Raw genomic sequence first — 12,045 nt, 5'->3', positions numbered from 1 at the left:
GATTCTCGGACGCCGGCCGCGGTACACCGCGTGTCGCCCGCCCGGCCGGTCCACACTGGGACCCATGCGCGTGGTGATCATGACGGCTGGATCGCGCGGCGACGTCGCGCCGTACACCGGGCTGGGAGCGGCGCTGGCGCGGAGCGGGCATGAGGTCACGCTCGTCACCCACGGCCTGTTCGAGCCGCTGGCCGCCGGTTGCGGGGTGCGGTTCCATCCGACTCCGGTCGACCCGCACGCCGTGTCGCACTCCGACCGCGGCCGCAGCCTGCACGCCAGCACCACCGGGCTCGGCAAGCTGCTGCGCGCGGCGTCGATGGCACGGTCAGCGGCCGAGGAGATGACCGACGCCCTGGTCCAGGCGGCCCGCGGCGCGGACGCCGTCCTGGCCGCCGGTGCCGTGGCACCGCTCGGCCTCGCCATCGCCGAGGGCCTGGCCCTCCCAAGCCTGGGACTGTTCCTCCAACCCCAGCATCCGACACGCGAGTTCGGTGCGCCCATGCTCGGCGGACGCTCGCTCGGCGCCGTGGGCAACCGCCTGGGCGGAGTGGCCGTCGCCACCGCCGTCGACCGGGTCTTCACCCAGGCCATGCGCCGGCTGCGCACCCGGCACGGCATGACCCTTCCCGGCACGGCCGCGCTCCGCCGGGCCCATGAGCGGGCGCGGTGGCCCGTGCTGCACGGATTCAGCGAACTGGTGGTGCCGCGCCCCCGCGACTGGCGGCCCGGGCTGGAGATCGCCGGGTACTGGTGGCCGTACGACACCCGCACGCTGCCCCGGGAGTTGGAGGAGTTTCTCGCCGCCGGACCCGCCCCTGTCTTCGTGGGGCTGGGCAGCGCCACCGTGCCGGACCCCGAGCGCCTCAGCGGTGAGATCGTGCGCGCCCTGCGCGCGGCGGGACTTCGCGGCGTGATCCAGCAGGGGTGGGCGGGCCTCGCCGCCGACGCCGACGATGTGATCACGGTCGGCGACGTACCGCACGCGTCGCTGTTTCCCCGTATGGCCGCCGTGGTCCACCACGCCGGGGCCGGCACCGCCGCCGCCGTCCTGCGCGCGGGCGTCCCCACCGTGCCGGTGCCCGTGCAGTTCGACGGCGGCTTCTGGGCGGCCCGTCTCGTCGCACTGGGCACCGCGCCCGGCGCCGTCCCGCTGCGCCGCCTCACCGCCGATACCCTCGCCCCCGCCCTGCGCCGCGCCACGAGTGACCCAGCCCACCGCCACCGCGCCCAGTCCCTGGCACGCCGGCTGGCCCAGGAGGACGGCGTGGCGCCGGTCCTGGCGGCACTCGACCGGCTCGCCCCATGACCGGTCACCCTCGCCCCATGCCCGGTCGCCTCTCCCCGCCGGGTCACCCTCGCCCCATGACCGCTCACCAGCTCACGTCAGCGGCACCGTCGACCCCCTGATCACCACCCGGCAGGGCAGCGTCTCGACTCCCGACCGCCGCGTGCCGGCGATCGCCGTGAACAGGGCGTGCGCCGCCGCGCGGCCGACCTGTTCGAGGTTCATGTCGACACTGGTGAGCGGCGGCCGGGACGCCGACGTCAGGACCCGCCAGTTGTCGAAGCCCATCACCGCCACGTCCTCCGGCACCCGCCGGCCGCGCTCACGCAGCATGTCCATCACGCCCCGGGCGATCTGGTCGCTGCCGCACAGCACGGCGTCCACGTCCGGGTGCCGGTCGAGCAGCATCGCCGTGGCCGCCCGGCCCCAGCCCTCCGACCACGCCCCGAACCCCGGCTCGCCGACCAGCGTCAGGCCGGCGCCGGCGAGCGCCGCCCGGGCACCCTCGGCCCGCTCCTGCGCCGCGGCGTACCCGGGGTCACCGGTGATGTGCGCGATCCGGGTACGGCCGCAGGCCAGCAGATGGTCCACCGCGAGACGGCCGGCGCCCACGCTGTCCGGGACGATGGACAGATCCTCCGGATCCTCCGACGGCGCGTACGCGTAGACGACGGGGACGGGCAGCTCGCGGCCCAGGGACGGACGCGGATCGGTCCGGCTGCCGACCACGATGAGGCCGTCGACCCGGCGCCCCAGCAACGCGCGGACATGGTGCTGTTCGCGGATCGCGTCCCCCCGGGCGTCACACAGGAACACCGCGACCTCGCCCGCTCCGAAGGCGTCCTCGGCACCCATCAGGATCGGGATGCTGAACCGGCCCTCCAGGTCGCTGGTGAGCAGCCCCACCGTGCCCGTCCGCCCGGCCAGCAGGCCCCGGGCCACCTGGTTGGGCCGGAACGCCAGCCGCTCGGCCGCCTCGATGACCCGCTGTCTGGTCTCCGCCCGCACCTGGCTGCGGCCGTTGAGGGCCTTGGACGCCGTGGCGATCGACACGCCCGCCAGCCGGGCGACGTCGCTGAGCGTGGCCGGCTGTGAACGAGCGGGGCGGGTGGCCTCTGCCATGGGGATTCTCCTGTCTCGTCTCGCGTCACACACTACGCGAGACGTTTCGGTCGAGAAGCTCTCAGTGGTTTCGGTGATCGGCCAAGAGCCGTCTGCTGCAAGGGGATTGACGGGTGGTGAGTCGAGTCCTAGCGTCTCTGAAAGCCTTTTCGGTTTCTTTCCGCCGCTCAGCTCAGTGCCACCACAGCCATCGTCCCGACCGGCAGGCCCGCGCACGGTCCGCCGCGACACGAGGGGGATCGACCATGGGGAGCACGGCCGGACCACGTGGACACCTGCGCCGCCTTGTCACCGGCATCACCGCGCTGCTCGCCGCCGCGAGCCTGATGACGGCCTGCGGGTCGGGGGACGGCGGCTCGGGCGGCGGGGGAGGAGGGGGAGCGGTGGGTGCCAAGGGCGTCGACGACGGTACGAAGCTGACGATGTGGACGCGTGCAGCGACCCGGCCGCAGAGCGAGGCCCTGGTCGAGGCGTACAACGCGAGCCACAAGAACAAGATCGAGCTGACCGTCGTCCCCACCGACGACTACCAGGCCAAGGTCGGCGCGGCGGCCGGATCCAAGGACCTGCCCGACCTGTTCGCCTCCGACGTCGTGTTCGTGCCCAACTACACCTCCAGCGGCCTCTTCGCGGACCTCACCGAACGCATCGACGCCCTGCCCTTCGCCGAGCACCTGGCCCAGTCGCACATCAAGGCCGGTACGTACGAGGACAAGAAGTACGTGGTCCCGCACACCCTCGACCTGTCGGTGCTCTTCTACAACAAGCACCTCTACCGGAAGGCGAAGCTCGACCCCGACAAGCCGCCCGCCACCCTGCGCGAGTGGGACCGGCAGGCCCGGGCCGTGGACGCGCTGGGCGGCGGTGTCGACGGCACCTTCTTCGGCGGCAACTGCGGCGGCTGCGGCGTCTTCACCTGGTGGCCGTCGATCTGGGCCGCCGGCGAGGACGTCCTGAACGAGGAGGGCACCGAGGCGAACCTCGCCTCCGGCACCGCGAAGAAGGTCTACGACATCTACCGCGGCTGGGTGCGGGACGGCATCGTCGCCCCAGGCGCGCGCGACGAGACGGGCACGACCTGGACCGGCGTCTTCCCGAAGGGCAAGGTCGGCGTGATGCCCATGCCGTCCACCACGCTCGGGCTCATGCCCGAGGACCTGGACCTCGGTGTCGCACCCATCCCCGGACCCGACGGCGGCAAGTCCACCTTCGTCGGCGGCGACGCCATCGGCATCTCCGCCACCAGTGAGTCGGCCGACCAGGCCTGGAACTTCCTCGCCTGGTCCCTGGGCGACAAGGCCCAGGTCGACGTGGTCGCCGCACACAAGGACGTGGTGGCCCGCACCGACCTCGCGTCCAACAAGCACTCCAAGGCCGACCCGCGGCTGGTCACCATCAACGAACTCGTCGCGCACGGCCGTACCCCGTACGCCCTGAAGTTCGGCCAGACCTTCAACGACCCCAACGGGCCCTGGCTGACCCTCATGCGGGGCGCCGTCTTCGGTGACGGGAAGTCCGTCGCGAAGGGCAACGAGGCGGTCACCGCCTCCCTGGCCGACTGAGCGCCCGGCCCCGCCCCTCCCACGTCGCCCGGCAGAGGAGAGCCATGCAGGTCAAGGCGCCCGACCGAACGGCCGCCGAGCCCCGAACGCCACCACACCGCCCGTCCCCGGCGGCCGTCCCGTCCCGCTGGCGGTCCCGCACGGCCAAGGGGCTGGCCTACGCGGCCCCCACGGCCGTCTTCGTCGCCGTCTTCTTCCTGCTGCCCCTGCTGCTCGTCGGGCAGATGTCGCTCAGCGACTGGCCGCTGCTGGCGGGAGACCGCGGCCTCAACGCCCCCGAGAACTACACCGACATCACCGGCAGCACCCTGTTCCGGCCCGCGATCCGCTTCACCCTGCTCTACACCGTGATCGTCACGGCCGTACTCCTCGCACTGGCGCTGGGCCTCGCCCTGCTCGTGCAGGAATCCCGCCCCGGAGCCGGCTTCTTCCGCACGGTCTACTTCCTGCCCAGCGCCCTCGGACTGGCCTCCGCCTCCCTGCTGTTCTGGGGCCTGTACAGCCCCACCACCGGTCCCCTCAGCCGCCTGCTGGAGAAACTCGGCCTGGTCGACGACCCGGTGTCCTTCCTCGGCACCCCGACCTCGGCCCTGCTGTCGACGGTCTTCCTCATCGTCTGGAAGTTCGCCGGCTTCTACATGCTGATCCTGCTCGTCGGCCTCCAGCGCATCCCGCACGAGGTGTACGAGGCGGCCCGGATGGACGGCGCGAGCCGCGGCCAGATCTTCCGCTCGATCACCCTGCCGCTGCTGCGGCCCTCCCTCGCCCTGTGCCTGCTGCTGTGCGTGACCGGCTCCCTGCTCGCCTTCGACCAGTTCTTCATCCTCACCAAGGGCGGACCGGACAACAGCACCGTCACCGTCGTCCAGTTGATCTACCGGGAGGCCTTCCAGCGGCTGAACCTCGGCACCGCGGCCGCCCTGTCGATCGTCGTCCTGGCCGTGCTGCTCCTGCTGAACGCCCTGCAGTTCCGCGGCCTGCGCCACACCGACGACTCATGACCACCGCCGCACCCAGAAGGGACACCACGGTGCTCACCCGCGCCCTCGGCCGCACGCCCCACTACGTCGTCGCCGCGAGCCTCGCCGTCATCTTCCTCTTCCCCCTGCTGTGGAACGCCTGGGCATCGGTCAGCGGCCAGCCCGGCACCGCCCAGCAGTCCGGCTACGGCTTCGGCAACTACCGGACGCTGCTCGACTACGACGCGGGCCTGTGGCGGTACCTCCTCAACAGCACCATCGTCTCCGCACTGACCGTCGCCCTGACCCTGGGGGTGTCCCTGCTCGGCGGCTATGCCTTTGCCCGCTTCGACTTCCCCGGCCGGAACCTGCTGTTCCTGCTCACCCTGGCGATCCTCATGGTCCCGTACGCCACGCTCCTCATCCCCCTCTACGTCCTGCTGGGCAGGCTGCACCTGGAGAACTCACTGATCGGGCTGAGCCTGGTCCTCGCCATGTTCCAACTGCCGTTCGCCACCTTCATGATGCGGATCTCCTTCGAGGCGGTGCCCCGCGAACTGGAGGAGTCGGCACTGGTCGACGGCTGCGGAACGGCGGGCGCGCTGCGCCGGATCCTGCTCCCGGCGGTGCGGCCGGGACTGATCACCGTGGGGCTCTTCGCGTTCCTCGCGGCCTGGAACGACTTCATCGCACCGCTGATCCTCATTTCCGACAGCGAGAAGGCACCGCTGCCCCTGGCCGTCGCCAACCTGCGGCAGCAGAGCATGGGCGCCGTCGACTACGGCGCGACCGAGGCGGGCGTGGTGGTTCTCGCCGTGCCCTGCCTGCTGCTGTTCCTGCTCCTGCAACGGCACTACATCAGGGGCTTCATGTCCGGCGCACTCAAGGGCTGAAGCGCGGGGAATCCGACCATGACCGAAGGGACGTACCGAAGGCATGAACCGGTGAAGGGGAACACGGCACACTCGCCCGTCCTGCCCGTGGCGCCGACCCGGGGCCGACTGCGCCCGCTCGGCCTCGACGAAGTCAGGATCACCGGGGGTTTCTGGGCCCGGCGCCGCCACACCAACGCGACCGCGACGCTCGGGCACTGCCGGGACTGGATGGAACGCGAGGGCTGGGCCGGCAACTTCCGGGCCGCCGCCGAGGGCCGGATCCGCCGGGACCGGCGCGGCCGGGAGTTCGCCGACTCCGAGATCTACAAGCTGCTCGAAGCCATGGCGTGGGAGGGCGCCGCGTACGACGGGGATGCCGCCGCCCTCACCGACGTCATCGCCCCCGCACAGGACCCGGACGGCTACCTGAACACCGCCTTCGGCCGCCCCGGACAGCAGCCCCGCTACAGCGACCTCGAATGGGGCCACGAACTCTACTGTCATGGGCACCTCATCCAGGCAGGAGTCGCCCAGGCCCGTGCCCGGGGCGAGGACGAACTGACGAAGATCGCCCGCCGGGCCGCCGACCACATCTGCGCCGCCTTCGGCCCGGGCGGGAACCCGGGCATCTGCGGACACCCGGAGATCGAGACGGCCCTCGTGGAACTCGCCCGGCTGACGGGGGAGCAGCGCTACCTCGACCAGGCCGCACTGTTCCTCGACCGGCGCGGCCACGGCACCCTCGCCGACATCGAGTTCGGCCGCGCCTACTACCAGGACGACGTGCCCGTCCGCAGGGCCGGCGTCCTGCGCGGCCACGCCGTCCGCGCCCTCTACCTCGCGGCCGGCGCCGTCGACGTGGCCGTGGAGACCGGCGACGACGCCCTGCTCGCCGCCGTCGTACGGCAGTGGGAGGCCACGGTCGCCCGGCGCACCTATCTGACCGGCGGGATGGGCTCGCACCACCGCGACGAGTCCTTCGGCGACGACTTCGTCCTGCCACCGGACCGCGCCTACTCGGAGACCTGCGCCGGCGTCGCCTCGGTGCTGCTCGCCTGGCGGCTGCTGCTCGCCACCGGCGAACCGCGCTTCGCGGACCTGGCCGAGCGGACCCTGTTCAACGTGATCGCGACGTCCCCGTCCGAGGACGGCCGGGCCTTCTTCTACGCCAACACCCTGCACCGCCGCCACCGCGGCATCATGCCCCCAGCGGACCGCGTCAGCCCGCGCGCCGACTCGGGCCTGCGCGCCCCCTGGTTCGCCGTGTCGTGCTGCCCGACCAACGTGGCGCGCACCCTCGCCCAGCTGCCCGCGTACCTGGCGACCGCGGACGACGACGGCGTCCAGCTGCACCAGTACGCCGACGCGGAGCTCGCCACCACCCTGGCCGACGGGCAGGGCGTGGCACTGAGGGTCCGTACCGACTACCCGTCCGGCGGGACCGTCGCCGTGCGGATCAGCCGCTCCCCGGCCCGCCCGTGGACGCTGTCCCTGCGCGTACCCGCGTGGACGGCGGGCGCGACCGCCTGGCTGATCGACCCGGACGGGCAGCGCCGCACGGTCGCCCCGGGCACGGCGCGGCTCACCCGGATCTTCCGGCCCGGCGACGAGATACGCCTCGAACTGCCGGTCGCCCCGCGCTGGATCCGGTCCGACCAACGCATCGACGCGATCCGCGGCACCGTGGCCGTCGAGCGCGGCCCCCTCGTCTACTGCGCCGAGTCCGCCGACCTGCCGGACGGACACGACGTCGACGCGCTCCGCGTGGACCCGTCCGCCGAACCCGAGGACGGCCCGGACGGCACGGTCGTCGCCCCCGGCGAACTCGGCACACCCGCCGACCCGCATGACACCGCATGGCCGTACCACCCGCTCGGCCGAGCCACCGCACCGACGGCCGACCCCGCGGGGATCACCCTCGTCCCCTACCACTCCTGGGCGAACCGCGGCCCCTCGACCATGCGCGTGTGGCTGCCGACCACCCAGTCCCCGACCTCGCCCCCGCCCTCGACCACGCCCACCCGGAGGTAGTCGTGCCCGACCCGCGAAGACGGCACCACCGCGGCGCCCTGGCCGCAGCGCTGGCCCTTGGCCTGCTGGCCCCGATCGCCGCGACCACCCCGGCCGCGGCGGACAACTCGGCGATCGGCTACCCGGTCTACTCCGGCACGGACGACCCCGTGCCCGCGCTCCCGGCCGGCTTCACCGTCCACCGCACCCTGCGCGCCCAGTACGAGGCCGACCGGAAGGCGGGGGACGGCACCGACTTCTGGATGGACCGGATGCTGGCCCGCAAGGGCCAGGACCCGGCAGGCGACTGGCTGTTCACCCGGGGACGCGCGGTGTTCATGAAGGAACACGAGCCCGCGAGGCTCGGGTTCGCCGGCAAGGTCGCCTACTGGGAGAGCATCGACAACCGCTCCGCGTACACCCTCACCCTGAACGCCGACGGCGAGAACCTCACCCTCCGGGAGAACACCGGCGCCCGCACCCAGACGCCCAGCTACTGGCGCAGCGAGTTCACGCACGAGGCCACCGGCCTGAAGGTGACCCAGACCAAGTTCATCACCGAGGCCAACGTGGCCGTCACGAACCTGGCTCTCACCAATACGGGGTCGCAGCCCCGCGAGGTCCGGCTGCGCGCCACGTCCCCGTACGCGACGACCGCCGAGGGCCGGGAGCTCACCGGCACGGTACCCGCGAAGAACAACCTCACGACCGTCTTCCCCCGCCTCAGCGGTGACGGCTTCACCCCCGAGGACGAGTCCCTGACGCGCGCCCTGACCCTGCCCGCGGGCCGGACCGCCACCACCAAGGTCCAACTCGGCTTCGTCACGGAGGAGATCACCGGCTCCCGGCCCGCGTACGACGCGGTGCGCACCGCCTCCCCGGCCGCGGCCTTCCGCCGGCACGTGCAGACGTACAACCGCTGGTGGGCCGAGAACGTGCCGTACCTCGACGTCCCCGACGACAACATCGAGAAGACGCTGTACTACCGCTGGTGGCTGCTGCGTTACAACTACCTCGACGCCGACATCCCGGGCAACGACTACCAGTTCCCCACCTCCATGGAGGGCGTGCTCGGCTACAACAACGCGATCGCCCTGACGGTCGGCATGTTCGTCGACGACCTCAAGTACCTGCGCGACCCGGCCTACTCCTACGGCCCGTGGGTGTCCGCCGGGGAGGTCTCGAAGAACGGCAAGTACACCGACAACCCGGGCGACCCGGAGAACTGGTCCAACAGCTACACCCAGTACATCTCCGAGGCGGCCTGGCGCTCCTACCAGGTGCACGGCGGCCCCGACGGCATCGTGCGCAACCTCGCGCGCTACGCGGAGCAGGACGTCCGCGGCCAGTTGGCCGCCTACGACGAGGACGGCAACGGCCTGATCGAGTACGACTGGGGCGCCATGACCGGCAACGACGCCGACGCGGTGTCGTTCGACTGGAAACCCGGCAACCTGGACCGCGCCGAATCCGCGTACGTCCACAGCAACGCGACAGCGGCGGCCCGCGCGTACGAACTCCTCGGCGAGAAGGCGAAGGCCGACGAGATGCGCGCGACGGCGAACCGCGTGCGCAAGGCCGTCCTCGAACACCTCTGGGACCCGAAGGACAAGCTGCTCAAGCACCGGCACGTCGACAGCGACACCCTGGTGCCCTGGAAGGAGATCAACAACTACTACCCGTACAGCGTGGGCCTGATGCCCACCCCGGACGAGGACCCGCAGTACCTCGAAGCGCTGCGCCTGTGGGCGGACGCGAAGCAGTACCCCGTCTTCCCGTTCTTCACGGCCAACCAGGCGGACAAGGCGGAGGCGGCGGAGCTGGGGCACCCGGGGAGCAACAACTTCTCCGTCATCAACTCCACCGTCACCTTCCGGTTCCTCTCCTCGGTGCTGCGGAAGTACCCGAACAAGTACATCGACAGCACCTGGTACAAGAAACTGCTGTCCTGGAACGCCTGGGCCCACTACATCGACGGCGACAACCGGTGGCCCGACCAGAACGAGTTCTGGGCCGACGGCAGCGCCGACCCGCAGAAGATCGGCTACCGCTCCTGGATCCACCACACCATCCTCGGCACCACCAACTGGACGGTCATCGAGGACGCGATGGGCTTCCGGCCGCGCACCGACCGGAAGATCGAGCTGTGGCCGATCGACGTCGACTGGCCGCACTTCGCGGTCACCGACATCAACTACCGCGGCACGGACGTCGCCGTCGTGTGGGACGAACCGGGCGACGGGAAACAGCCGTACGGCCGACAGGTCCCCGAGGGCTACTCCGTCTACCTCGACGGAAAGCTCGCCTTCACCGCCGACCGCCTCGCCCACCTCGTCTACGACCCCGCCACCCGCGAAGTCACCTTCCCCGACGGAGGAGGAGCCAAGGCGAAGACCACCAACCTGCGTACGGCGGTCGCGGACCCGCAGGACGTCACCTACAGCCCGAAGGACCGCGTCACCGACCTGTTCGCCAAGGCCGGCCGCGACCTCACCGGCAGGGCCGGGGCCAACCTCGCCGCCGACGCCACCGCCCGCGCCTCCCACGAGGCCGACGGTCACGGCGTGGCCGGTGCCGTCGACGGCTTCACCGTCAACGAGCCCTACTGGGGCGCCCGCGGCTCCGGCAACGCCGAGGACTGGTACGAACTCGACTTCGGCCGCCCGCGCACGGTCGACGACGTCCGGCTCCACTTCTACAGCGACAAACGGCCCGGCGGATACGCAGAACCGGCCCTCTACACCGTGCAGTACCAGGACGGGAACGGCCGGTGGCAGGACGTGACCGGCCCCGCCAAGTCACCGCCGTATCCGCGCGCCAACCTCAACCAGGTGGCCTTCGAGCAGGTGACCACGGCCAAGCTGCGGGTGCTGCTGCGCCACCGCGACGGCCACACCAGCGGCCTGAAGGAGATCCAGGCCTACGACACCGGCACGCGCCCGCCGGCGGCCCGCAACCGGCCTCCCCACGTCGAGGCCTGGCGGGACACGACGTACACCCGCCCGGGTCAGGTGAGGCTCACCGGCATCGTCGAGGACGACGGACTGCCGCAGCGCACCCTCTCCGCCTCCTGGAAGGCGGCCGACGGTCCGGACGGCGCCGCCGTCATCTTCGACGACCCGCGTGCCCCCAGCACCGTGGCCCGCTTCACCGAGGCAGGCACGTACACCCTCGAACTCACCGCCGACGACAGCGCGTCGACGTCGACGAAGCGGGTCGTGGTGAAGGTCGAGAAGCCCGGCGACGGTCAGGTGAACCTGGCACCGTCCGCGACCCCCACCGCGTCCTACACCTCCGGCTGGGAGTCGGTGAACGCGATCAACGACGGCCGTGAACCCGCCTCGTCCTCCGACGCCCCGCGCTGGGGCAGCTGGCCGCAGAAGGAGACCCAGTGGGTCCAGTACACCTGGGACGACCCGGTCCGCGTGGCCGGATCCGACCTGTACTTCTTCCGCGACGCGCAGCCCGGTGCGGCCGACGGCGTGGGCGTGCCCGCGTCCTGGGTCATCGAGTACCGCGACGGCGACACCTGGCGCGAGGTCCCCGGCTCCAGCGGCTACGGCACCGCGGAGGACCGCTACAACCGGACCACCTTCACGCCGGTCACCACGACCGCGCTGCGGGCGAAGCTCACCGGCCATCCGAACCTCGCCCTCGGCGTGCAGGAGTGGAAGGTCTACGCGGAGACACCGGAGTCGGTACGCGCGACCCACATCCCCACCCTGCGCGGCACCGTCCCCGACCTGCCCGGGCAGGTGACGCTGGTGTACGCCGACGGTTCCACGGCGGGCTCGCCCGTGGCCTGGCCGGCCCTGACCGAGGACCAGGTCGCCGAGGGCGGCACCAGTGTGACGATCACCGGCCTCGCAGACCGCACCGCGCAGCCGGTCACCGCCACCGTGTGGGTACGGCACACCGGCGCGGTGGAGATCACCAGCGTCGCCGAGGAACGCGTCACCACCCGCCCGGGCACGCCTCCCGCGCTTCCCGCCACGGTGGTCGCCACCTACAACGACGGCTCCAAGGACAGCCGGATCAAGGTGATCTGGGACCCGGTGGATCCGGACCAGTACGCCGGCCCCGGAACCTTCGAGGTCGGGGGAACGGTGCCGGACACCTCGCACCGCGCCACGGCCACGGTCACCGTGACGCCGCCCGCACGACCTGGAGGTCCGCACGAACCGGAGGGGCTTCGCCCGCCCGCTGACGACCGATGACGATCGGAGTGCGCC

7 protein-coding genes are annotated in these 12,045 nt (G+C 71.9%); 6 read left to right on the top strand and 1 reads right to left on the bottom strand.

Annotated features, from left to right (window positions below; genetic code table 11):
* Nucleotides 1-64 precede the first annotated feature (64 nt).
* Nucleotides 65-1,306 carry a glycosyltransferase gene (locus MQE23_RS00965; RefSeq protein ID WP_243377872.1) on the top strand — a complete coding sequence of 414 codons (1,242 nt, stop codon included), beginning with the start codon at nt 65-67 and terminating at the stop codon, nt 1,304-1,306.
* Nucleotides 1,307-1,378: 72 nt separating this feature from the next.
* On the opposite strand, the gene MQE23_RS00960 is transcribed toward MQE23_RS00965, so the two are convergent.
* Entirely contained in the window at nt 1,379-2,407 is a 1,029-nt protein-coding gene (locus tag MQE23_RS00960; protein WP_243377871.1) for a LacI family DNA-binding transcriptional regulator, read from the bottom strand.
* A gap of 245 nt (nt 2,408-2,652) precedes the next feature.
* Between MQE23_RS00960 and MQE23_RS00955 the strand changes: the two genes are divergently transcribed.
* Genes MQE23_RS00955 through MQE23_RS00935 form a run of 5 tightly spaced genes read left to right on the top strand, consistent with a single transcriptional unit; the run spans nt 2,653 to nt 12,030 of the window.
* A complete protein-coding gene (locus tag MQE23_RS00955; RefSeq protein WP_243377870.1) occupies nt 2,653-3,969 on the top strand; it encodes a sugar ABC transporter substrate-binding protein in 1,317 nt (438 codons plus the stop codon).
* 44 nt (nt 3,970-4,013) lie between these two features.
* On the top strand, nt 4,014-4,970 hold the full coding sequence (locus MQE23_RS00950; protein WP_020269881.1) for a sugar ABC transporter permease: 957 nt from the start codon (nt 4,014-4,016) through the stop codon (nt 4,968-4,970).
* A gap of 29 nt (nt 4,971-4,999) precedes the next feature.
* The gene (locus MQE23_RS00945) at nt 5,000-5,821 is read left to right on the top strand and encodes a carbohydrate ABC transporter permease (RefSeq protein WP_347710160.1); all 822 of its coding nucleotides are present in this window, start codon (nt 5,000-5,002) and stop codon (nt 5,819-5,821) included.
* An 18-nt stretch (nt 5,822-5,839) separates the two neighbouring features.
* The gene (locus MQE23_RS00940) at nt 5,840-7,834 is read left to right on the top strand and encodes a beta-L-arabinofuranosidase domain-containing protein (protein ID WP_243377868.1); all 1,995 of its coding nucleotides are present in this window, start codon (nt 5,840-5,842) and stop codon (nt 7,832-7,834) included.
* Entirely contained in the window at nt 7,771-12,030 is a 4,260-nt protein-coding gene (locus tag MQE23_RS00935) for an Ig-like domain-containing protein (RefSeq protein WP_243377867.1), read from the top strand. The genes MQE23_RS00940 and MQE23_RS00935 overlap by 64 nt, the downstream gene beginning before the upstream one ends.
* The last annotated feature ends 15 nt before the right edge of the window (nt 12,031-12,045 follow it).

The organism is Streptomyces sp. HP-A2021, assembly GCF_022807935.1.
In the GTDB taxonomy this organism is placed as follows: Bacteria; Actinomycetota; Actinomycetes; order Streptomycetales; family Streptomycetaceae; genus Streptomyces; species Streptomyces afghaniensis.
The sequence above is the reverse complement of the archived record's forward strand: the minus strand, read 5'-3'. Positions and strand labels throughout refer to the sequence as shown.

Coding starts and splice junctions, on each gene's coding strand:
- MQE23_RS00965 (WP_243377872.1), top strand. CDS start 65: ATGCGCGTGGTGATCATGACGGCTGGATCGCGCGGCGACGTCGCGCCG.
- MQE23_RS00960 (WP_243377871.1), bottom strand. CDS start 2,407: ATGGCAGAGGCCACCCGCCCCGCTCGTTCACAGCCGGCCACGCTCAGC.
- MQE23_RS00955 (WP_243377870.1), top strand. CDS start 2,653: ATGGGGAGCACGGCCGGACCACGTGGACACCTGCGCCGCCTTGTCACC.
- MQE23_RS00950 (WP_020269881.1), top strand. CDS start 4,014: ATGCAGGTCAAGGCGCCCGACCGAACGGCCGCCGAGCCCCGAACGCCA.
- MQE23_RS00940 (WP_243377868.1), top strand. CDS start 5,840: ATGACCGAAGGGACGTACCGAAGGCATGAACCGGTGAAGGGGAACACG.